Origin of the sequence: Chromobacterium piscinae (assembly GCF_021129175.1) — a bacterium.
Lineage (GTDB): Bacteria > Pseudomonadota > Gammaproteobacteria > Burkholderiales > Chromobacteriaceae > Chromobacterium > Chromobacterium piscinae.
On record NZ_JAJOHV010000012.1, the window covers coordinates 29,283 to 55,048 of the forward strand.

Here is a 25,766-nt window from a genome sequence, read left to right on the forward strand (position 1 = left end):
TGCTATTCAAGTTCAGCAATGCCCTGCTTCCAGACATTTCCGTTGCGAGACTCGGCTCCCAGCTTAGTGCGCCCGCGAACAGGCGATGGAGCCGACGGCTGGCTGGCTCTGACATCAATGCGGCGCAACGAAGGCGGGGCTATTGATTGGCGTAAACCGGCTGTTGCGCGATATTCTCGCCAGGCGTCAATGACAACATGGGCATTGGTGCCACCGTCAGCGAAACAGTTGATTGCCGCCGTCGCAGTTTCCGCTGGCCAATCGCATGCTTCACGCGCGAATTCAAATGGCGAGGACGCAAGGTTGAAATGCGTCATCGGCTCGATAGCAGATAAGAATGGAACCAATTTGCCGTATTTCAGGCCGAGCGCGACCTTGATAAAGCTAGCGATGCCTTCCGCGCTGAGCGGATGTCCGATATTCGGCTTCATTGACCCCAGCCACAGCCGTTGTTTGGAGCCGGATCGATACACGGACTCGATCGCCTTAAGCTCCAGCAAGTCTGTCACCTCCGATCCGGAGCCATTGACATCGATATAGCTGATCTCCGCTGCAGTCTTGCCGCTGCGAGCCAAAGCCTGCCGTAACACTTGTTTTTGAGCCTGCGGATTGGGCGTGGCCGGACCCGCCGTGCGTCCATCGTTGTTGATGGCCATGCCTTTGATAACACAATGAATCTGATCGCCGTCCTCAAGCGCGCGCGCTAACGTCTTGATCATGACCACGCCGATGCCTTCTCCCAACACAATGCCATTCGCGCGATTGTCGAAGATGTGAAACTCGGCACCGCCGAGAATATGCCTTTGCATGAACAGCCGATGCGCGCCATCGCCATCCAGCAAACTGACGCCGCCGACTAAAGCAGCCTCGATATCGCCATCGCGCAACGCTTGTATCGCCATATTCATGCCTACCAGCGCAGATGAGCAGGCCGTATCGATAACCAGGCTAGGCCCGCGAAGGTCGAAAAACTGTGAAACATTAGCCGCCAGGTAATTCTGGCCAAGGGCGATGATAGGATTCTTCGTCGCAAGCAAACTGGCTTCGTCTGGCTGGTGCTTGCTACGCGCACCGATATACACGCCAATCGCCTTGCCTTTCACATCCCCAAGCACATATCCGGCATGGCACAAAGCATTCATGCTTTCTTCCAGCAGCAGCAGCCCCTGAGGATCCATCGCAGCCGCATCTTCGGAAGAAATGAGAAAAAAACCGGGATCGAACATATGGATGTCGTCTAGCACGCCGGCGAAATTTTCGGCGCTGGCTGTCCAGCGCTCTTTCGGCACATGTCTGATCGCAGAACGTCCCTCCGCCAGCAGCCGCCAATATTCGTCCAGGTTGGCTGCGCCAGGGAAACGGCAGGCAAGGCCCACCACGGCAATATCTAACGCGCCTGGCTCGCCGGCTAGCCTCGGATTGACGGGCGGCGGCGTGGCGGACGCATGGCTAGCGGCCAAGGGCAAAGTGGGCTCAATAGAAACGGGATCTGAGCCTGGCTTCATATTTCGCCCAGCTTGCTCATCGCTTATCGCCTTGCCAGCATGCCGATGCTGAACCAGCAATTTGGACAGCCGTTCCCCATGATGCTTGGCTAACCAAGCAGAAAGCGCCGAGAGAGTGGGGTGTTCGATCAAGACGGATGGGTCCAGCTCCGTATCAAGCTGTTTGTTCATCGTCCCTAATATTTGCGCCAGCAAAACCGAGTCTGCGCCATAGTCGGCGAACGACGTATCCGGATTAAGCTGGGTGGCGTCCAATCGTAGTTGATCTGCCACCAAACCGCTTACCCACTGCAGGATATCCGACGCATGCGAGCTTACCCTTTGTCCGGATGGGCTTTCTGGCGACAACTGCGCTTGAGCTACCGGGACCGCATTGCGGGAAGTACGCAGCATAAGCTCTTGTGGCTTGAATGCAGTGGGATCTACCCAGGCTGGCAAAACAACAGGCCCATACCCGCCTGTGAGAATACGATCCAGCAGAGCCAAGCCATCATCATTCGACAAGCCAAGCAGCCCGGTGCGCGCATACGCCGAACTTTGCACAGGCCCCATGCCCGCCTCGCTCCAACTGGGCCATTGAATGCTGACAATCGGCAGATCTGGATGATGCGCCAATGCCACGTAGTCCATATAGGCATTGGCCGCCGCATAATCGCTTTGCCCGCTACCCAAGGCGGAAATGGCGGACGCAACGGAAGAGTAAAGAATGAAGAACCGCAGCGGCTGCTCTTTCATAGTGGCCAGCAACGCATCCAGTCCGGCAATCTTCGGCTCCCATACTCGGCGGATTCCATCCAACGGCTTGCGAATGAATGCCGGATTTTCGCGATCGCTGATGCCGGCGCAGTGAATGACGCCGCCGACAGGCCCCATGTTTTGATTAATATCATCCATGCAGCGGCGCAAGGCATCGGGGTCGCTCAGCGGCACGGACAGAACCCTGACCTCCGCCCCCCCCTCCTCTAACGTCTGGACGGCGCGAATTTTCCGCGCCAGCGACGTATCTACAGCGAGAAGAGATGGCCATTCATCGCGCGGCGGCATCTCCTCGCGCCCCGTCAGTACGATGCGCTTGACTCCATACCGCTCGACGAAATGCCTCGCGCACAAATAGCCCAGGCCACGCGTGCCCCCGGTCACCAGCAACACTTGCTCCTCAGGGAAGGCGGGCATCGGCTTGACCTGACTGTCCTGGGTGATCGCATCCAGGAATGCCGCATACCGCAGGCCTCCCCGATAGCACACCTCAACCTCGTCCGCCTCGACCAACAGCTCATCAGCGATCAAGCCCGCGTTGACAATGTCCTCCGCATCGGGATCCAGGTCGACATGTCTTGTGCCCAAATGCCGGTATTCGCTCTGCAGCGCGCGGCACAGGCCCGCGCGGCGCGCGCCGGCTAAATTGATGCTGGTATTCTTGAAACCTTCCAGGCCTTTGCTAAAGCACAACAGCATGACGCCTTCGCGGCGACCTTTTTCCGCCATGCCTTGCAGCCATGAGATCCAGTCCAGTTCGGCAGGCTCCTCTTTGCCGCAGCCCACCAGATCGATGACTACGTCGTAGCTGCTCCACGCGGTTTCCTGCCTGCGCTCTGCGTCAGCGATATCCTCAGGGTGAAGGATATCGGCAGCCGCAAAACGCCTGGATACCCATTGCGCCAGCTGACTCGTCTCGCGAGACGATAGAATCGCTATTTTTTTACTGCCCGCCCCGCTCGCCTCCCGCGGGCTCGGCATCCATTTTTTTTGCAGGAATCGCATTTCACGCGGTTTCTGGCCATCGTCAGAGCCAATCGCCCCAGCGGCGCCATGGTTTGTCGCCAGCCAATAACGCTTCTCCGAAAATGGATAAGTCGGCAAACTGATACGCTTTGGCCTTTCCGCTGAATAAAGCCGATTCCAATCGAAATTCCAGCCGCTGACCCACAAGCTCAACAGCCGCGCGAATTTACCCTTTGCGATCCAAGCGCCAATCGTCGCGTGCATATCCTCATCCGAGGCCAGTCCCGCAAACTGCTTCTTGTCGCTTGCGGCCAGTCCGCGCCAAAGATTATCGATATCGTCACTACCCTCGCAAAACGCGCTAAGCTTGCTCTCCAGCTCTTGCAGCGATGCCGCGGTGAACGCAAGCCGCTCATCCATGGCCTCCCGCCCCACCTGCAGCGTATAGGCGATATCAGCCAGATTCTCATGCGTCCACGAATTGGCGCGAACGCTCGACAACATCTTGAGGGCAAACGCGTGAAGTCCGTCCTCATCCTTAGCGGACAATACAATCAGCGCGGGTCCGACGTTCCCAACGACCTTATTTGCAGGTTGCTCCGGCGGCATATATTCCTCAATGACGAGGTGGGCGTTCGAGCCCCCCGCGCCAAAAGAGGAAATGCCGGCCAACCTAGGCAACTCGATGGATTCGCCATTGGCTTCGCGCAACGGGCGATGCCACTCGGCCAGTTCTTGCTGCACGACAAAGGGGCTGCATTTGAAATCAATATTGGGATTAAGCGTCGTGGAATGAAGGGATGGGACCAGCGTCTGATGTTTCAATTGCAAAAGTACTTTGGTCACGGCCGCAATGCCTGCCGCGCTCTCGCAGTGGCCGATATTCGATTTGACCGAGCCAATCGCGCAAAATCTCTCGTCCTTCGTCCACTCCTGGAATGCCTTGGTCAGTGCGGCGATCTCGATCGGATCGCCAAGCGAAGTGCCGGTGCCGTGCGCCTCTAAGTAGCCGATATTGCGCGGATCAATCTGTCCTAGCTTGAACGCGCGCCGAATAACGCTCGTCTGAGCGCCCGGATTCGGGACGGAATAGCCGTTGGTCTTGCCGCCATGGTTGACTGCGGTGCATTTGATGATTCCATAAATATGATCCCCATCTGCGATCGCTTGCGACTTCAACTTAAGCAGAACCGCGCCGACCCCCTCGCCGGGAACATAGCCATCCCCGCTGGCGCCGAAACTAAGGCAACGGCCATTGCTTGCAGCGAAATGCCCCTGGGCGAGCATGAGATATTTGTTCGGGTGAATGGATACATTGACACCGCCAGCAATCGCCATCGAGCACTCTTCCTGGCGCAAACTCTGGCAAGCCAGATGTATCGCGCTCAAGGACGACGAGCACATGGTATCCACCGTCATGCTGGGGCCATGCAAATTGAAGAAATACGAAGCCCGATTCGCAATCGACGCCAAGCTTCCCGAAAGAGCGATCGGCCGTCCCAACGCAGTCTCTTGCGCGCCGTAAAGCTGGTATTCTGAATACATCACACCGACGTAAATGCCGACGTTGCCGGAGAGCCCATCTCTCTCATATGCGGCAAGACTATCTCTGGTATAGCCAGCGTCTTCTACAGTCTCATATACGCATTGCAGGAATAGTTTCTCCTGCGGATCCAAGAACTCGGCTTCCCTCGGGGAAATATGGAAAAAAGTCGGATCGAACTTGTCGACTCCATCAATAAACCCCCCCCACTTGGCATAAGTTTTTCCAGTCTTCCCCTTAACCGGGTCGAAATAAAGATCGTGGTCCCATCTGTCTGGCGGAATTTCGGTAATGCAGTCTTTTCCATCTCGCAACACCTGCCAAAATTCATCGATATTTTTAGCCTGCGGATAGCGCCCAGCCAATCCAATAATGGCAATATCGATGGATTGAGGCGTCTGCTCCTGTTGCGCCCCTTTCCCTGCCGAATAAAAACGCGCCTGCTGATGGCGGGATTTGGATGGACTTGCGCCGCTGTGCTTGTCCCCATTCGCCGCGCTAGTGGCAGAAACCGGCTTCGAAGCGTGCTCCCCGCCAAACAGCTCGACCAGCTTTTCTTCATGCTGCGCGACGAAGTAGTCTGATAGGTCCTTAATTGTCCGATATTCGAAAAACAAGGTCTTGGGTAGCGAAGCAAAAACCTTTTCCAGTCGATTAGTCAAATCCATGGCCATAATCGAGTCGATGCCGTATTTTTCCATGAGTTCTGCGGCATCTATCTGGTCTACTGTCGATCGTATCGTCGTGGCCAGCAGCTTCTTCAGATAGTGGACCATCTTGTCACGCAAGTCGTCTAACCCCATGCGAATCTCCACGGTTGTCGTTTCTTCTTCGTTCCGTTTACTACATGATCATCTTGGTAAAGGTCGCCTTACCGGCCACTCGCCTCCAGCAGCCCGCTAATCGCTTCGGCATTGCCTTCCAAAACCATGAGCTGGCTTTGTCCCATTCCTAGACCGTGGTAAAACGCGCGCAAACCGGTTTCTGTCCGCATTGGAATAAGACCGGCCGCCCGCAACTTTTGATCTTCCATCCGTTTGTCGAGCTCCATGCCTCCCTCTGCCCAGAACGGCCAATTCATGGATAGCGTCAAACCATGCCGGCTTCCTGCCTGAACCAGCCGGTTGCGATAGGCGGCATAACCATCCATGAACGCATTGGCCGCGGCATAATCCGCTTGGCCTGGATTGCCCAAAACGGCAGCGATCGAAGAGAAAGTCACAAACATATCCAACGCCATATCCTTGCTAGCCTCGTCCAAATTGACGATTCCCTGCACCTTAGGCGCCAAGACATCCGGCCAGTCCTCGCCGCGTTTCTGTAGGATAAAGGCATCCCTAGTGATGCCCGCGCAATGGAGAATGCCGTTCAGCTGACCGAACTCTGCTCGTATCTCCTCCAACAGCCGGTCAAGCGAAGGGGCATCCGCTACATCAAGCCGTCTATAGGCAACTTGCGCGCCGGTTGCGCGCATGGCATCTAGTTTTGACACCTGCCGCTCATCCAGCTCGGATCTGCCGACCAAAACCAAAATGGGATTGAGGGCTCGCCGACAGATTTCCTCCGCGAATAGGCAGCCGATGCCTCCTGCGCCGCCAGTAACCAGGTAGACGCCGTTATCCTTCCATGGCAACTGCGCATTGGTTTCCGGAACAGCAAGTTCGCGCCAGAATTGCGCCCGGTGTTTGCCATTTTCAGCGCGAATCCTGCTCGCCTCCGGATACAGCCTTCCCACATTCAGGGCATCGACGATGCCTTGCGCATCGTCCGGCCTCGCCGCCTCGATCAATTGAGCGGCCAAGCCTGGCTCCTCGGCCCGAGCCGTTCTCAACAGACCGGCCAGACCGCTCATCGCTTCATGTTCGCCCCGGAATGGCACCACAACCTGTAGCAGTGTCCGGCCCTGCGTCCTTGCCGCAAGCAAGTTTTGCACTCGCTCGAACACGCGCACGGCATAGTGGGTGAAACCCTCGCCGATGCCGACATCTCCGGCCTCGAACCCGACACAATCGACATCAGCCATCATTTCAGCCATGCGCTCCGGCTCGACATGGCCCTTGCCGCACAACAACACGACATGCTTGCCGAACTTGGCGTCCGACGCCTCCCCCGCGAGCTCGCTCCAGTTCGGCACCAGCATCGCAACGTCATGCTCAGCTGTTTTTCCATGCCCTGGAAGGTGCCACTCGAACTCTCTGGTCGAGAAGCCCTTCATTTCTATCCCCACATTGCCCGCTTCGTCGCAAAGACTGATATCGAATTTGCGCGTCCCGCTCTCGGCACAGTCGTCTGCGCTGTAATGAGCCCATACCCACTGCGGCTTGATCGACAGATTCGGCGCATTCAATTCAGTCAACGCAAATGGGACCAAGGCTTTGCGCATCACATCAACGTAGTCCGCATCGGAAACAAACCCGAGCAACGACTGCAGCGCTGCGTCCAAAATCGAGGGGTGCACGAGAAACTGCGCTGCCGTCGCCGCCACATCCGCAGGCAGGCGGATCTTGGCCAATACTTGGCCCTGGCCGGAATAAATCTGTTCGATGCCCCGGTGGCTGGGGCCATAATCGATCCCCATTGAGCGATAAGCCGCGTAGCACTGCTCGGCGTCGATCGCTTTATCGCCGCAAGCGCTGCGTATGGCTTCGAGATTCAGCGGAGCCAGAAACGTCTGTTCGCAAGGCTCGGCCACGCCTTGGCCATGCACGACCACCTCGGCGGCATCGGTATCTTCGCTGTAGATTTCGTAATTGACCTGCTCTCCCTCTCCGGGGAAAAGGCCAATATGTATCGTAAGGGGCTGTCCATCTATTATCGTGATCGGCCTTGCCCACACGACATGCCTGAGCGCGATCGGACGCATGCCTGGCGCATTCGCGCCGGTTGCCCTTCTAGCCGCCTCTAACGCCATTTCCAACGAGGCTACGCCAGGCAACACGGCTTTGCCCTGAATCACATGGTCGCGGAAGAAGAACTCCTCGCCGGTGAATGTCGAGCTATAACGTTGCTCGGACAGATCTGAGGTATTGGCATGCAGCAGAGGATGAAGCACCGACCTCTCCGGCAACATAGACTTGATACGAGAGGACGAAGCCCGCATATCGTCGAACCAGTATCTTTCCTTCACAAACGGGTAGGCCGGCAAGCTGATGCGCTGCGGCTTGCCGCCTTTATGGATAGCCTCCCAGTCGATATCGAAGCCCGCGACCCAAAGATCCAGCAGTTTGTCGAACTTCCGCTTGCGTAACCAAGCATCGATGACGACGGCCATGTCCTCGTCGCCGGCCAGTCTCGAGAGAGGCCATTCCTTGCGGGACCGCCCGACGAAGAGCCCGTCAACGCGTTCGGCCCCGCTGCAAAACGCTGATAGTTTGTCCTTCAGCTCACTCACCGTGGAGCAGGTCAAGCCAAGCCGCTCCTCCATTTGCTCGCGCCCCGCTTGCAAGGTGTAAGCGATGTCGCGAAGGCGATCTTCGCCGAAGGCATCGCCTCCTATCGCGGCGAGCAATCGTTGCGCTTGTTCGCGCAATTGTGTTTGCGTTCTAGCGGAAAGCACGATCATCGCCGCTTGTTCTGCTATGAAATCCGGCTTGGCCGGCCAGTCATCCTCATGGTATTCCTGAATGACGATGTGTGCGTTTGAGCCTCCCGCGCCAAACGAAGAAATGCAGGCGATGCGCGGATATTCTTTGGCTTCCTGGCCATCGATCGCGACAACCGGCCTTTGCCAGGCAGCGTTTTCGCGCTGCACGAAAAACGGCGTCCGCGCGAAATGGATATTAGGATTCAACTGCTCCGCATGCAGGCTGCGGACCAGCGTTTGCTGATTCATCTGCAAAACGATTTTCGAAACACCAGCGATGCCAGCGGCTGCTTCAAGATGACCGATATTCGACTTGACCGAACCGAGCGCGCAATATTGCGCATCTTTGGAATCTTGTCGAAAGGCTTGCGTCAAGCCGGCCAGTTCGACCGGATCTCCTAACTCAGTTCCGGTGCCATGAGCTTCGACATAGCTTACGGTCCGGGCATGGATGCCTGCCTTATCGAGCGCCTTCCTGATCAGGTCTGCCTGCGCATTGGGGTTGGGCACGGTATACCCGTTCGTCTTTCCACCATGATTTATGCTGGTGCCGGCTATCAAAGCATAAATATGGTCGCCATCCTTGATCGCTTGCGAAAGCTTCTTGATCAGGATCGCGCCCACGCCTTCCCCAGGCACGAAACCGTTCGCTTCGGCGCCAAAGCTTTTGCACTTGCCGTCTTGCGACAACATATGTTTGGCGCTCAGACCGATATAGCCGGTAGGATGAAGATAGAGATTGACCCCCCCGGCGATCGCCATCTCGCACTCGCCGCGGCGAATGTGTTCGCATGCCTCATGAATCGCCGTCAGCGAAGACGAACACATAGTGTCTATCGGCATGCTGGGGCCGCGCAGATTCAGCAAATAGGAAACTCGGTTGGCAACCGAGCTGAAGGAAGTATGGGGATAAATCGTTTCTCCGCGCTTGACGAGCTCAAAGCCGTGCAAATCGAAGCCTGTCTTGGTGATGCCGACGAACACGCCCACTTCACCACGGTGCTTTTCCTCGATGCGCTGCTTTGTATAGCCCGCATCCTCAAGCACCTCCCAGCAGGATTGAATAAACAGCCGTTCCTGCGGATCAATCGTGATGGCCTCACGCGGGGAGATATTAAAGAAGAAAGGATCGAAATCCGCGAACCCTTCAAGAAATCCGCCCCATTTGCAGTAGCTCTTCCCTTGAGCCACCGCCTTATTCGGGTCTGACTCGAAAAAATCATCCAGTGGCCAGCGGTCCGGTGGAATTTCCGTAATACAGTCCTTGCCCGCAAGCAGATTATTCCAATATTCAGCCAGATTGGCAGCCTGCGGATAGCGCCCGCTCATTCCGACAATGGCAATGTGCTCATTGGATTCAATGTTGTGATGCAAATGAGCGCCCTTCGCATCAGATGCGAAGGAGGTCGATGCTTCGGCAGCTTGAGTAGTGGATGCCTCTTCAGAGGAGACGCCGCAGGCGCGGGACTCCGGCGCTTCGAAACCGGTCCATAGACGACACTCCCTCACATACTCTTCAGCCAGATACTGGGCTAGCGAATCGAGAGTCTGGTGCTCGTAAAACAGCGTTTTTGATACTTCTCCGAAAACGGCTTCCAGCTCCTGATTAAGCTGAGTGATCAGGAGAGAGTCGATGCCGTAGCTTTCAAGCGGCTCGGAAGTATCGATCCTGGATGGATCAAGCTTGATCAACTTCCCGTACAAGGTTTTCAGCTCGACGACGACTTTGCTTTGCAATAAGTTTGCTTCGGCAGGTTCGCAAAGCTCAGCTGTCTTTTGCTGTCGCGGCCAAGCGGCATTCGCTGCGCTGTCTTGCAGTCGACGCGTGACCTTCTCTGGATCGCCTTCAATCACCAGCAACTGGCTTGTCTCGCCTGCCAGCGCTTGGTGAAGCGCATGCATGCCGTTGTTGGTGCTCATCGGCGTCATGCCTAACGCATTCCTCATTGTCGCTTCGACGTCGGCGCTGACGCGCATGCCGCCATCCCGCCACAACGGCCAATCAATCGAAATCGTCTTGCCGCGGCGGCGGCCTTCAAGCGTCAGCGCCTGGCGGCGCATGGCGTAAGCATCCAAGAAGGAATTTGCCGTCGCATAATCAGCCTGCCCGATATTGCCCAATACACCCGTGGCCGACGAAAACAACACGAAAAAATCGAGCGCTAACTCTTTCGTCGCTTCGTCCAGACATACCGCGCCATGCACCTTGGCGGCGAATACCGCCTGCCACTCGTCAAACGTCTTGCCAAACATGACATTGTCTCGCGTCACGCCAGCAGCATGAAGGATGCCGGTAATCGACCCATATTCTCCTTGTATGGTCTGTATCAACCCGTTGACGTCCGCCTGTTTCGACACATCGCACTGCAGATAGGCAATGCGGACTCCGCCGCATTCGATTTGCCCAAGCTTTTTGCTCGCCTCCGGGGACAATGCCGAGCGGCCAACCAGGACGATGGTTCCGCTCTCCATATGGCGAGCGGCGTTCTCAGCCACCAACAATCCCAATCCACCCAAACCGCCTGAAATAAGATAGACACCGTTCCGCCATGGAGCCGGAGCGGCAGCGCCGGCAAAAGGCGTCTCACGCCAAGACGCGATGAATCGTCCCTCGTCCTGATAGCGAACACGCCGGTCTTCAGGATGACAGCTGTCTACCGTCAGTCTTTCAACGATCTGCTCCGCCCGGCAATCTTGTTCAAACTCGATCAACTGGCCGGCAATCCGGCTGTTTTCCAGTTCTGCCGTTCTCAGCAAGCCATGCAATCCTGCGAACAAACCGCTTTCTGTCCCAGAGGCAAACGCGATTTGAATGAGCGCGTCGGCCGGCTTGCAGATCAGCAAGCTCTTGATCGCGTCGAATGCCTTTTGCGCCGCGAAAGCAAACCGGTCCGCCGCAGATGCCTGCGGAGGGTTGATGGCAAGAATTCGACTGTGAGGAAGCTGTTTAGCGATCAGATTGGAAAGTCCATCCTCCAGACCGCACAAAATGATGTGATGCTGCTCATAACGCGCAGCCGTTGCGGCTGGCGCCTCTTCTTTTTGCAACCAAGCCGGAAGAAACAACATGGGGCGCGCCGCATCGTCGCCAGCAACGGAGGCCTCTAGCCGCTCCGCTGCCGCGGTGCCGACTTCTCTCTCGCTCAGCGGCGTCGCGGCACGGACCCCAGCTTTATCGCGCGGCATCCAATAACGCTCGCGAGCAAAGGCATACGTCGGCAGGCTAACCCGCTGCCGCTCGCCAAGGGAAGGCAGCGCCATCCAATCTATCGACAGCCCATTCACCCACGACTCGGCTAACTTGCTGTAGTTTCTCGCTTCAAGCCATTTGCCAAGCTGCTCTGGTTGACCATGCCCGGCAACACCCTTATCGCGTTTTGCATTGCCCGCAAAACAGCCTTCGACGTTCTGCTCATATTTGATGAAACTCGCCAGTTTGGCAGCCAACTCATCGCAAGTGGCGGCGATAATCGCAAGCCGCTCTTCCATCGGCTCTCGCCCAACCTGCAGCGTATAGGCGATATCTGCCGCGCGCTTGCTTGCCAGCTCCCCTTTGTGGATGGCTGTGACGAATTTTTCCGCCAGCCGATGCAAGCTGTCTTCGCCCTTAGCCGAAAACACAAACAAAACGGGAATATCCTGTTCGCCAGATCGCGAGGCATGGACATCTACGGCATCGTATTCCTCCACTACGAGATGCGCGTTCGCGCCCCCGGCTCCAAACGAGGAAATGCCAGCGATGCGCGGGTATTCAACAGTGTTTCCCGCAACCTTCACCGCCGGCCTCTTCCAATCAGACAGCTCGTATTGCAAATAAAACGGCGTCGCCGCGAAGTCGATTTCAGGATTGGCGCGGCTCGCATTTAAAGTCGGGGCAAGCTTCCCATGCTTCATTTGCAAAAGCACTTTCGTCAACCCCGCTATGCCGGCTGCGCTTTCGCCGTGACCTATATTGCTTTTAACCGATCCCAAAGCACAAAACTGCTTATCCTCGGTATCCTCCGCAAAGGCTCTGGCCAGTCCCTCCACTTCAATAGGATCGCCTAAGGCAGTTCCCGTGCCATGCGCTTCGACATAACTGACCGAGCGCGCGTTGACATTGGCGCGCTTTAGCGCTTCAGCAATCAACCGCGCCTGGCCGGCGGGATTCGGCACCGTGTAGCCATTCGTTCGCCCGCCCGCGTTCAGCATGCTTCCTTTGATCACCCCATAGATATGGTCGCCATCCTGTCGCGCCTTGGAAAGCGGCTTCAGCAAGATCGCCCCCACTCCCTCGCCGTCGACGAAACCATCCGCTCCATCGCCAAATGCGCGGCAGCGATCACTGGAAGCCAGCATCCTCATAGCGGTGAGCTTGATGTAATGCTCGGGCTCGAGTATGAGATTGACCCCACCGGCTATAGCGCATTCGCTAGTGCCGCTGTGAATGCTCTCGATTGCCAGGTGGATGGCAGTCAGCGCTGATGAGCATGCCGTATCTACCGCCATGCTCGGGCCGTTAAAGTTGAATAAATAAGAAATACGATTGGCGACAGACCAATAAGCTGCGGCTTCTGGATAATGTGAGTTCATCACGCCGACGAATACGCCGACCTTGCCCTCACCAGACAGCTTGGCCGGCGTATAACCCGCATCCTCTATGCATGAATACGCCTGCTCAAGAAACAGGCGCGCCTGGGGGTCCATGGCCTCTGCTTCGGCCGGCGTGATCCGGAAGAATAGCGGGTCAAACTTGTCCACATCGGCCAGAAATCCGCCCCAGCGGCTATAACTGCTGTCTTTCTTGCCCTTCTCTTCATCGTAATACCGTCGCCAGTCCCAGCGATCAGCAGGGATTTCGGTAATGCAATTCACGCCGTTCTTGAGCCGCTCCCAGAACTCGTCGATATTTTCCGCTTGCGGGTATCGGCCCGACAATCCGACAATAGCGATATCGCCTGCATGACCCAGCGGCACCTCCCGACGCATCGGCTCTGGGTGCATCCGTTTGCTGGGTTTCGCAAACCGCGTGTTCGATTCCGCTTTGCTAAGCCCTTGCATCGGCAACGCGACCTCCGCCGCCGCTTCCGACGCGATGCTATCCGCGCTTGCGGCGCTGCCAACCGCCAGCAAGCTAGTCAATGCCTCTTTCTTGGCGGCGAGAAAATGCTTGGCAATCGCTTCAACGGTTTGATGTTCAAAAAATATGGTGCTGCTGACCGGCCCAAGAACATCCTTGAGCAAGCTGGACATTTTGACGATCAGAATCGAATCCAACCCATATCTTTCTAGAGGCTCCAGCGGATCGATATCGTCGCTCGGCATCTTGAGCGTCTCGGCCACAACCTGTTTGAAATAGGCTATCGCCGCAGACAGCAGATCCGCCGCGCTAGTCACTTCATCCTGCTCGACAAGCTGAGCGGTCTGCCTGCCTCCGCGCCGATTCAGCAAACTCGAACCGCGCGCTGCCGCCTCTGACGTCTCCAGCCTCTGCCGGACAATGCCATCGCTCTCCGCCACCACGATTTGCTGTCCAAGGTCATGCAAACTTTCGACGGCGAAAAACACTGAACGAAAACCCTCCATTTCCAGTACGGCTTTCCACATGCTCGGAGACAGCGCGGGTGAGCCAGGAATGCGCAGAAAAGGATCCTCGTACAACCACCAGCCCTCCAGCAGACCAAATGTCAGGTGTGCGAACAAGCTGTTTTTGCTGATTTCATTGAGGACAAGCAAGCCATTATTAGCCAGGAGCGCTTTGGCGTTTCGTATCGTATTCGCGATGCTTTTAGTCGCATGCAGAACATTGGCGGCAATGACGATATCAAAAACTCCGATATCCATGCCTTGCCGCGCGAGCGGCTCTTCCACATTGAATATTCTGTAGTTCAGGAATGCATTGCCTTTGCCGAATGTCTCTTCGGCATGCTGCAGGAAGGCTTTGGAAATGTCGGTGTAACAATACTCTTCGATATGTTTCTTATAGGGAGATATTTTCTCCAAAACGACAGCGCTTGTTCCTCCTGTGCCGGCGCCGATCTCCAGGATTCTCAGCTTAGCCGAGGGATTCCATGCCAAGGTTTCATGAATGAATCGCTCGACGATGTCGGCCAACGCATCGTTGTAATGCTGCGCGAGCTCGTTATGCTTGTAGATCCCTTCGACCAAAGCCAGAGATGAGTCCGGGAAAATGACATCGGTAGCCGCTCGCCGACCGGCGAGAATATCCGGCAAAGCAAGCAGTGTCGCCTCTACTAACTCGATTTGCGCTTTAAGGTCTGGTTCTTGGCACCATTCAATCTTTCGCCGCCGCCAATCCTCCCATGCAGATGTCTCTGCCTGACGCGGAGATTGGCACTGGTAACGCCCTGCGGCCAGCCGGATATAATCTTGGCGCGAAAGCTCGGCGAGGGTTTCCTGAAGCCATTTTTCGTATACAGGCCCCCCCAGGATTCGCCTCGTCAAATCCACAACGCTTCCGCCTCCCGCCTCCAAGCCCATTGACCGCAAGCTCTCCCATAACAAGGCGGCCAATGCCTTGTCCATCTCGCCCCGCATATGGTTCTTGGCTTCGAAATACTCTCTGAAGCGGTTTTCCATGAAAAGCGGAACTTCAGCAAACCGATCATCGTACTGATGCCTGCTCATGCCTGCCTACTCCACATAGTCTGCACTGCTTTCCAGAAACATCGATGGTTGCCTTGCGGCATCGTCGCTCAATGCCCCTCCGGCGATCTCTGACACAACAAATTTTCGCGGCGAAGGCTGTGTGAATGTGCGATCCCGAATGAGCTTTATCAGCGAAGGCTGGCGGTTACGGGCCTCAAAAATAAATTCCGCAGCACTCACTCCATCCATTGCCAGCGAGCGAGTCGTCTTGATAAAAGCGAGCTGATTGATCGGCCCATTCAGCAGAGTATTCAGCGCCTCCATTCCTTCCTCAGGCTGAAGCGAGCCGACACCCAACTGCTCCATCCGCTCGAGATATTCCGGCAAAGCGACAGCGCCGACCGACCCCCAAAAACCCCAGTTCATGATTTTCACGGCGCAAGGCCACTCCGCGGCCAACCTGCGCGCGAAGACGTCCTTGAAGGTGCAACCGGATGCGTAATTGCTTTGCCCGGCCGCTTTGGAGAAGGAAATCATCGATGAGAAAAACAAGACGAAATCCAGCGGTTCCTTCCGGAAAACATGTGCCATATGCGCGCTGATATTGACCTTGGGAGCCAAGCCCGAACGGAAGCTCTCCTCGCTCATCCTGGCTATGCTCTTGTCACTCAAAACGATTGCAGAGTGGATTATACCATTGACAATGTCATGCTTGAGCTTGATTTGCGTATACGCTTCCGCTAGCGATTCGCCATCGCTCGCATCGGCCGAGAGATAAAGGGGGGGCTCGCCGAGTTGCGCCAACCTGTCTATTTTGGCTTGGAGAGTCGCATCCATTGGCTTGCGCCCTATCCAGACAATGCGCGCATCGTAATTGCGAATCATGTATTCGCTCCAGCATTCGCCGATCCCACCCGCGCCGCCGATAACGACATACACTCCTCGCGCTTTATATAGCTGTGAATCGGCCGCGCGAGCCTTGCTGGGCAAAAGAAGCTGGCGATACCAAACGCCGCCTCGCCAAGCCCAGACATCGCCGTTCGGGTCGGCGGGAATATGGAACATACCCGGTAGCGGCCATTCGACATCCGCTTGCAGATCCAGGAGGCGGATGCGCCAATTGGCGAACTCTTTCGCCAGAGAGCCCGCGAATCCACACAAACTTGAGAAAGATGGCCGTAGCCTGTCAGCAGGGTTGACCGCTTGCGCTTGGCAGGTGATGAAAGTCCAGCCAAGAGCGCGATCCTCGTAGCCGGCAAGCAGCAAGGCCTTGGCCATGCGGAAGCATTGAATCACACCGCGCTCTTGATCTGCGATAAAAACGCCCGCTTGGGAAAGTTCAGGATCGCTATCTGGCGCAATCCAGAAAACATGATCAATAACAGGTAAATTGCCTAACGCAACGGTGATTGATTCGATGTCTGCGTCAGCGTCAAGCCTCATCACATGCGTATGGCGAAAGCGCTGGCTGATGGCGGCCTGCTCATGCCCATAGCCACCAATCACCAATACTTGCTGATCCTGAGCGGGAAAGAGCCCTTCATCAGGGATAGGCTGCGGCTCCCAGCTAGGCGCGAGCATGGTAGTCGCGGCCGAACCCACCGTCTCGGCCCCCTGTTCTTGCTTGGAACGCCTAGTCTGGTCGCCATCCTCCTGCAAAACTCTGGCGCATAAGCCTCTGACGCGAACACGGAGCTCTCCTTCGCTGTCGTATAGATCAGCGTCCAGAATACGCACTGCATCCCGGCTTAGCTGCTCGCGATAAGCGACTACAACCCACATCTTCGGCGTGCAAGCACCGAACACCTCAACGCTTTCAATAGAGAAAGGCAATAGCGCCTTCGTTGGTTCGACAGCAGGCGAATAGCCCAATATCAGCCCAAGCGATGCCTGCAATGCGGCATCCAGCATGGCCGGATGCAGGACGTACTGGTTGGCGGTCTGCGATATCTCAGATGGCAACGACAATTTGGCCATCACTTTGTCGCGTCCAAGCCATACCTCTTCCACCGCCTGATGGCCTGGCCCATAATCGATGCCCATGCGGCGGAAGCTTTGGTACAGTTGCCTCGCCTCAATAGAGCCATTGCGGAACGCCTGCCGCAATTCGCCCAGAGAAACCTTTTGCGGATCATGGATCTCAAAAGCCGCAATGTGTCCCTGTCCGTGTAGCGCAAAGCTCTCGGGCCCGCTTGAACTAAAGACTTCGAATTCAGCTTCCCCATCCTGCTGTGGCGTCAGCCGGATATGCAACTCGACCGCCCCCCCTTCCACCATGGCAGGTTGCGCCCAAGCAACGTCCTTTATGCATATGCCCTGACCTGCCACGGCGCCGTCCGCCATGCCCATGGCCGCATACGCCATTTCAAGGTATGCCACCGCTGGCAATGTGGGCCGGCCGCGAACAACATGGTCTTTTAGAAAAAACTCGTCTCCCTTGAATACGGAAGTGAAGCGTTGCTCCGCAAAACTGGAGGTATTTCGATGCAATAAAGGATGCAGCCTGCCACTATCGGACGAAGCCGCGCACACGGAGGCTGGCAATAGATCCGAGTCGGATACCCAATAGCGCTCCGTCTCAAACGGATAGCTTGGCAAGCTGACGCGGCGCGGTCGCTCTCCGGCATACAGCCTGGTCCAGTCCAAATCCAGGCCTTTGATCCACAGCGCCAGCAGTTTTTTGTATTTTCGGCGCGAGAACCATTTGTCTATCGTTTCCATCAGTTCGTCATCGTCCGAGAATAGGGCAAGCGCCTCTTTGTCACGCTGCGCCCGGCCTCGGAACAAACCTTCGGCCGTGTCGCGGCCCGCAATGAAGTCCTGGAGCTTGCCCTCCAACTCATCGACAGAAACCACAATCACGGCGAGCCTTTCCTCCATGGCTTCCCGCCCAAGCTGCAAGGTGTAAGCCATATCGCTTAAAGCGTGACTCGAGCGTCTAAAATCAGGCAGCGCTGCTAGCAGTTTGCTGGCTAAGGCGCGCAGCCGGCTCTCATTGCGCGCGGACAATACGATGGCGACGGCAGCATCGCGGCGCGTGATCGGCGGCGCAATCGAGGCATTCGGAACATATTCCTCAAGAATTACGTGCGCATTCCCCCCGCCCGCGCCAAACGACGATATGCCTGCCACTCTTGGATATTCGACGGTGACGCCGCTACGCTCCACTACCGGACGCTTCCAGTCCGCCAGCTCCCGCTGAACAACGAAGGGGCTGTTCTCAAAGTCTATATAGGGATTCAGCTCCGATGAATGCAGCGAAGGCACGAGTTCGCGATGCTGCATTTGCAAAAGCACCTTGGTAATGCCCGAAATCCCGGCCGCGCTTTCGCAATGGCCGATATTGGACTTAACGGAGCCGATCGCGCAAAACCCATTGTCGTCCGTGAATTCGCGGAATGCTTTCGTTAATCCTGCGATTTCGATTGGGTCGCCCAAGGAGGTGCCAGTGCCATGGGCTTCGATGTAACTAATGGCGCGCGGGTCGATGCCTGCCTCGGCAATGGCTGTGTAGATTGCCCGGCTTTGCGCATTTGGATTGGGAACGGAGTAACTGCTGGTTTTGCCGCCATGATTGATGGCGGTGGCGCGGATGATGCCGTAAATATGATCGCCGTCTCTCTCGGCTTTCCACCTGGGTTTCAACATGACGGCGCCTACGCCTTCGCCTGGGACATAACCATCCCCTCCCTTGCCGAAACTTTCACAGCGCCCCTTGCTTGATGCGAAACTACCCTGCGCCAGCATCAGGTATTTATTAGGATGAACGGACACATTCACACCGCCGGCGATGGCAGCTTCGCACTCGCCGCTCAGAATGCTTTGGCATGCAAGATGAATGGCCGTTAAAGAAGACGAGCACATGGTATCCACCGCCATGCTGGGGCCGTGGAAGTTATAAAAATATGACACTCGATTGGCAATGGACGACGGGCTTCCCGTCAGCGCGATTGGTTTTCCAATCGCCATGCGCTGTGCGCCATAGAGCTGATACTCCTCGTACATGACGCCGACAAAGACCCCTACATCGCCTCCCTGGCCGGATGACATCTCCACCGCCAACGCGTCTCGCGTATAACCCGCATCCTCAAGCACCTCATGCGCGCACTGAAGGAATAAGCGCTCCTGCGGGTCCATCAACTCCGCCTCGCGCGGCGAGATATTGAAGAACAAGGGATCAAACCTATCGACGCCATGGATGAAACCGCCCCATTTGCTGTAGGTTTTGCCATCGAGATTTTTGTTTGCGTCGAAATATCGGCTGTGATCCCATCGATCCCCGGGAATCTCAGAGATGCAGTCCTTACCCTCACGAAGGTTGCGCCAGAACTGGCTCAGATCATCCGCCTGCGGATAGCGGCCTGCCACGCCAATGATGGCAATGTCTAACGGATGGCCGGAATTGGTTTCGTCGCTGGGCGGCGGGGACAACATTGGCTCGCACGCTGGCTCGCGCGCGGCGGCGGCATCTTCGACTACGCAGGACGACTTCGCACTCACACCGGCCTCTAGCTCCGCAGGCCTCGCTACCGCGATGCCAAGCCCAGCCATACGCTTTATCCGCTCCAAATGGGTGGATAGGAAGTAAGCAGCCAATTCACGGATACTGCGATATTCGAAGAACAGCGTTTTCGACAATGGGCCGAATGTTTTTTCCAACTCCGTGGTGAGCTGCATCACCATGATGGAGTCAATGCCGTATTTCTCCATCGGAGCATCGGCATGGAGGCGTGCCAGCGGCACGCCGATAACGGCGGACAACACGTTCTTGATATGGCTCACCGCATGCTCGGCCAAGCTCTCGCGATCCAAGCTGTCGGCTGCGATTGGCGGCGTTTCTGTAAACGCCAACGCCGGCGCGTGAACATTACCGTCGGCCCGCAAGGCAGCCTGCAAGCGCGCATGATCCCCCTGCAGCACCAGCACCTGGGAATACGCAGTCCCCAGCGCGCGGTACAATGCCGCAATCCCATTTGCGGTCGGCATGGCCAACGCGCCGACACTTTCCCGCATAGCCCGCTCGGTCGCTTTATCCACTCGCATCCCGCCGTCTTGCCATAACGGCCAGTTGATAGCGAGGGCGCGACCATGTCGCTGCTTCGATTCAGCCAATGCGTTTCTATATTCGGCGAATGCATCCATAAATCCATTCGCCGCCGCGTAGTCAGCCTGTCCAGGGTTACCGAATACGGCCGCGCCAGCTGAAAACAAGATAAACACATCAAGCGCGAAGTCTCGGCTAGCCTCATCCAAATTGATGAGCCCCCTTACTTTGGGAGCCAGTACCTTAGCCAAATCCGCTTCGTTTTTCCTGACGATGAAGCTGTCTCGAATCATGCCAGCGCTATGAATAATGCCGTCGAGCCGACCATAATCGGTTCGCACATGCTGCATTAAACGGAAAACCTCCAACTCGTCAGCGATATCCACTTGTCGATATGAGACCCCCCCCCCAGAAAGCTTGAGCGCCGCGAGTTCCCGCTCTTTTTCCGCATCAAGATGGGAGCGCCCTACAAGTATCACCGTTGGCGACTTAGCATTCCGACAGATCTCCTCGGCAAAGATGCGGCCCAAACCACCGGTGCCTCCGGTAATCAGGTAGACGCCTCCATCCTTCCAACGCAGGCTTTCTCGTTGCGGGCTGTCATCCCACGCTTCCCACACGCAAACCGAACGCTTCCGCCCCTCGTAGCGCACCCATTGGCTCGACGACGCGTTGAACTCCTGCACTAGAATGGGTTCAGCGTCCACCGCGCTGATCGTGGCATCCAATTCAATCAGCTGAGTATCCAACCCTGGATTTTCGAGCTTGGCCGTTTTGAGCATCCCCGCCAATCCCGACAATACTCGGGCCTCTCCATCATTTGGGATCAACACTTGCAACTTGGCATCGCCGTCGCTCCAGCTGGCGAAAATCTGCTGGATCCGCTGCAGCAACTGGATTGCATAGGCTTCAAAGCGCGCCCCTAAGTTCGACGAAACGCTGTTCAAGCGCACGCAGTGGGCGCCAGGCAGCCTCGCCTGCAGCGCGTCGACGGACAGTGCTTCCAGCTCACACAACAGCACGATGTGCCGCGTAGATGCGCTCCGCCTCTCCTGCCCGTGCAAAGCCTCTTCAATCCACACCGGATGAAGCGACAACGTGCCAAACGCGGCCGAGGCCTCGGTCGATGCGCTCGCCCTCGCAATAAAGCCTTTCAGGTCTACGCAAACCAAGCCGTCGTTGTTGAACAATTGAAGGTCGAAGCGCTCCAGTCCCGCAGACTGTCCGGTCGAAACGCCACGCGTGACATGCGCCCACATGACAGGTTCGCAGCGAGCCAATATCCGGACATCCTCCATAGAAAATGGCAATGCCGCTCGGAGCTCTCCCTTATCCAAACCGAATCCAATAGTCGTCTGCAGGGCGGCATCGAGCAAACTGGGATGCATCACAAAATCCGTCAGCGATGCCTGGATAGAAGATGGCAATACCAGTTTCGCCACAATCTGATCGCCGCCGACATGCAGCTCGGCAATTGCTCGATGCCCAGGGCCATATTCGATGCCCAAAGACGCGAAGGCATCATAGATTTGCTGCGCGGCAAACGTCTTGTTCGAGCATGCGCGCTTCAAGGCGTCCAAATCCACTCGCCGGCGATCGATATCGTCAATCCTCTCGACCCAGCCACGGCTATAAATCCGCTCCGGCAGTTGCTCGGAGTCCAAGCCGCCAATCTCGTAGGCGCAGCGGCCCGGCTCACGCGAATGCAGACGAAGCAGCACGCTCTCGGCGCCCCCCTCAACCATAAGCGGCCTGCCCCAGATGATATTTCGCAAACGGAGCCCCCCCTTCTCGCCGCCCCCCTGCAACGTCAGCTGTGCCGCCGCGCGCGCCATCTCAAGGTACGCAGCCCCCGGCAGCAATTTTCGACCGCCGATGACATGGTCGCGCAGAAAGAACTCAGTGCCGTCAAAGTTTGCGCTATAGCGGGATTCGTTGGGAATCGACACATCCTCATGCACGAGGGCATGCAGCCGCGGCGCCATCGATATCGATGGCGCCGCGGCATCGCGCCAAGGACGGATTTCGCTCTGTGGAATCCAATAGGACTCCCTGGCGAAGGGATAGGTTGGCAAAGGTACTCGCTGATGGCTGCCGTCAATGAATAGTTCCGCATAATCCAGCTCGTAGCCCTTCATATAGAGCTCAGCAACAACGCGGATATTCTCGTGATATGACCCATCCGCTTCTGGCTCGGCGCATTTTTTGATGCACGCTTTGCCAAGCTCTTTGTCGGACTGCCGCTCCTGCCACTGGTACTCATGCACTTCGGACACAGATACCCGATCCGACAGGCCCCGCTCCGACCACTCCGTCAAGAGAGCGTTCAACTCCTCGCATGAGGCAGCAATGCAGGATAAGCGATGACGCAAATGTCGCCTTCCAGTCAAAAGAGTGAAGCTGACATCGCCGCAGCTCATTGCGATGTTCTGACGGCAATGGGCCGCAAGCCGCTGCGCCTGCAGATAGAGTTGCTCCGGCGTTTCGGCTGACAACGCGATCAAATAGCCGGGCCTCGCAACCATGCTCCTGCGCGGAATGGGCGGCGCTTCCTCGACAAGCATGTGAGCATTGGTTCCGCTGAAACCAAACGAGCTCAACGCAGCCATCCGCCTCTGGCTCGGCGGAGCAACCCAGTCCGTCAAGGCGGTATTGACATAGAATGGGCTGTTTTCAAAATCGATATGAGAGTTGCCATTCTTGAAATGAATGGAAGGCGGAATCTTCTTGTGCTTCAGCGATAACAATATTTTGAGCAAGCCGGCCACCCCGGCTGCCGCAGTCGTATGCCCGATATTCGATTTGATCGAGCCGACCGCGCAGAACTGTTTTTTCGCTGTGTGCTTCCGGAATGCCCTAGCAAGCGCGTCGAATTCAATTGGATCGCCTAGCTTGGTGCCTGTTCCGTGCATCTCGACCATTTGGATATGCTCGGGGTCGACGTTATGCTTCTCGTACAGCCAGCATTCCAACTGCTCCTGCGATTTGGCGCTCGGCGCGGTAATTCCATTGGAGGTGCCGTCTTGGTTGATGCCGCTGCCCCGGATCACCGCATATACATGATCTCCGGCCTCGACGGCATCGGACAGCCTCTTCAAAACAACCACGCCAGCACCTTCGCCCGGCACGAAACCGTCCGCCCGCTCATCTAGCGTGTAGCAGCGGCCGCTAGCCGATAGCATTTCGGCGCGACCAGCGGAGGTGTAGAGGTCCGGCGTGCACTGAATCGATACGCCGCCAGCCAACGCAAAGTCTATTTCGCCCGCCAGCAAGGCTTGGCAGGCCAGATGGATCGCCACCAAAGAGCTCGAACACGCCGTATCGACCGAAATAGCCGCACCTTGCAGATCGAGGTAATACGCGATACGAGCCGGAATAATCGAGCTTGCATTGCCCCACATGGATTGCGCGGGCGCCTTATCGCTAAACAATTGTCGATAATCCGAAGCCCCGCAGCCAACATACACGCCGCCATTCCTCCCTTGCATCGCAATACCGGCATAGCCTGCGTCCTCCAGCGCCTTCCAGCACTCCTCAAGGAAAACCCGCTGCTGCGGATCCATCCACGAGGCCTCAACGCCGGAAATATTGAAAAATGCCGGATCGAATTTATCGATATCGTCCAGGAAACTGCCGTGATTGCAGTACCGCTCGCGATCTTGGAAATACTCCGCCAGATTCCAACGAGTCACAGGCTGAACCAGGTCGGCGCCATTAGCCAAATGCTCCCACAGGTCATGGAGCTCATTCGACTGCGCAAACCGACCGCTCATCCCCACCACGGCAAGCGTTTCGCCTGTCAACGAGGTTTGCGGGCGAGCTGGGGCCAAGAGGGAGCTTGGCAGCCGCGCAGCGGCGTCGGCGTGATCAACCTTATCGGGAGCCCGGCTTGGCAGCGGGCGGCCTTGAGCCGCCCCGTCTCGCGCCAAACGCTCGGCCACATCCGCAAACCGCTCCAAAATATGTCGAGACAACCGCTCTATCGAGCTATGTTGAAACAAAACCGTCGTTTTCAGCTCGATATCCAACGCTCGGTTCAGCGACTGGGTAAACTGACCTGCAGTAATAGAATCGAGCCCGTAGTCGGCAAATGCCCCATCCTGGCCCAGATCCTCGGCATTCAGGTGTAGGCATGCACACAATTGCTGCCTGACTACGCTCTTCACTCGGCTTTTGGCAGCCTCAAATAAATCCTCGCCAGAGAAACTCGTCTCTATGCGCGCGCCTTCTGGCTTGACCGACTCGCCGACGGTCATCGGAGATGGCGACCCCGCCTCCGCAAATACGGCAGAGACCGATGCGACGGCTGCCGCCACCGCCGTTTGGTGTTCGCTCAACAGATATTCACTGAGTCGATTCACCGAACTGTGATCAAATAATATGGTGGTCTTCAGCTGGATATTCAGCGCGGTGTTGATCGCATGAACCAACTGCCCGGCCGTGATCGAATCCAATCCATAATCCGCAAACGATTTGCGGTCAATCACCTCTTCCTGGGCGATGCATAAGCAACGTCCGATATGGCCGCGAATGATTTCCTTGAGCCCGGCTTCGAACGACAAACCAGTAGCCGCGCACTGCTGATTGGCGGCAAACTGCGCCGGTTCCCGCTTTTCTGTCAGGGATGGCCTTCCATTCCCTGCGCCAAGCTGAGCGTTTCTTTGCCGTCTCCGCAACATGCCATCGCTCTCGGCGACAAAGACTTGCTGTTCGGAATCGAGCGGGCTGGCCTCCGGGCGCGCGGACAGTTTAAAACCCTCCTGGGCCAAAATGGTCTGCCAAACCTGCGGATAGAGCGCTGGACAGCCTGGAATACGCAACGCCGCATCGTCATATGACCACCAAGCCTCCAGCAAACCGAAGGTCACGTGCGCGAATAAAGAATACTGGCTAAGCTCGCTAATCACGATCATGCCGCGGGCGACCAATAGCCGCTTCGCATTTTGCAAAGTATTTCTGATGTTTTTCGTTGCGTGCAGAACATTGGTCGCAAGCACGATATCGTAGCTGCCACAGCTTAGCCCTTGCTCCTCAGGAGGAGATCCGGCATCGAAAATATGACACTTAATGAAGGGATAGCGGCCCGAGTACTCGCGTTCGGCATGCCGTAAAAATGCCGTCGAAAGATCCGTATAGCCATATTCGTCTATATACGCGGCAAATTCTGACAGTTTCTCGAGAACGGCTGCGCTAGTTCCGCCCGTTCCCGCGCCGATTTCAAGAATCCGCACTTTTCGAGAGGGTGCCTCGCCAATAGACTCCCGCACGCGGCTCGCCACGGTTTCCGCTACGATATTGTTATAGAAATCGGCCTGATCGTTGTTCTTGTAAACTCCCTCCACCCGCTCCATAGAGGAATGGGGAAACATGACTTCCGTCGCCAGCTTTTCTCCCGCCAGTATCTCGGGCAATGCCCGGAGCATCTCCTCCGCCAGACGCGCCTTAGCGCGATAATTCGAATGACTAAAGAACAGCGTCTTTCTTGCCTCCCATGCCGGCCAGGCTTCTTCTACTCGGCGCGCTACAGACGTCGGGAGGTAGCGGCCCCGTTCCAGGCTAAAATAAGACTCCCCGACCAGATGGCTTAGGCTTCCCTCAAGCCAGCGCGCATAAAAAGCCGGCAATCCACGCTCGGCCGCAAACGCTGGAAGGCTGTCATTTGTTTGCCCCGCCACGCCAGCCATTTGCAATTGGCATGCCAGCAATCCGCAAAGCGATTCATTGAATTCCCTATCCAGGGCAAAATCATTCTTCACGATTATCAACCTATATATCTGTACG

3 protein-coding genes are annotated in these 25,766 nt (G+C 56.5%); all 3 read right to left on the reverse strand.

All coding sequences use genetic code 11. From position 1 onward, the window contains the following. Nucleotides 1–2: 2 nt before the first annotated feature. Nucleotides 3–5,573, reverse strand: a complete 5,571-nt coding sequence (locus tag LQR33_RS02740) for a beta-ketoacyl synthase N-terminal-like domain-containing protein (protein ID WP_231467398.1) — start codon at nucleotides 5,571–5,573, stop codon at nucleotides 3–5. 68 nt (nucleotides 5,574–5,641) lie between these two features. Then, nucleotides 5,642–14,980: an SDR family NAD(P)-dependent oxidoreductase gene (locus tag LQR33_RS02745; RefSeq protein WP_231467400.1), complete on the reverse strand. Its 9,339-nt coding sequence runs from the start codon at nucleotides 14,978–14,980 to the stop codon at nucleotides 5,642–5,644. Between the two features lie 6 nt (nucleotides 14,981–14,986). Continuing rightward, nucleotides 14,987–25,741 carry an SDR family NAD(P)-dependent oxidoreductase gene (locus tag LQR33_RS02750; RefSeq protein WP_231467402.1) on the reverse strand — a complete coding sequence of 3,585 codons (10,755 nt, stop codon included), beginning with the start codon at nucleotides 25,739–25,741 and terminating at the stop codon, nucleotides 14,987–14,989. Nucleotides 25,742–25,766 lie beyond the last annotated feature (25 nt).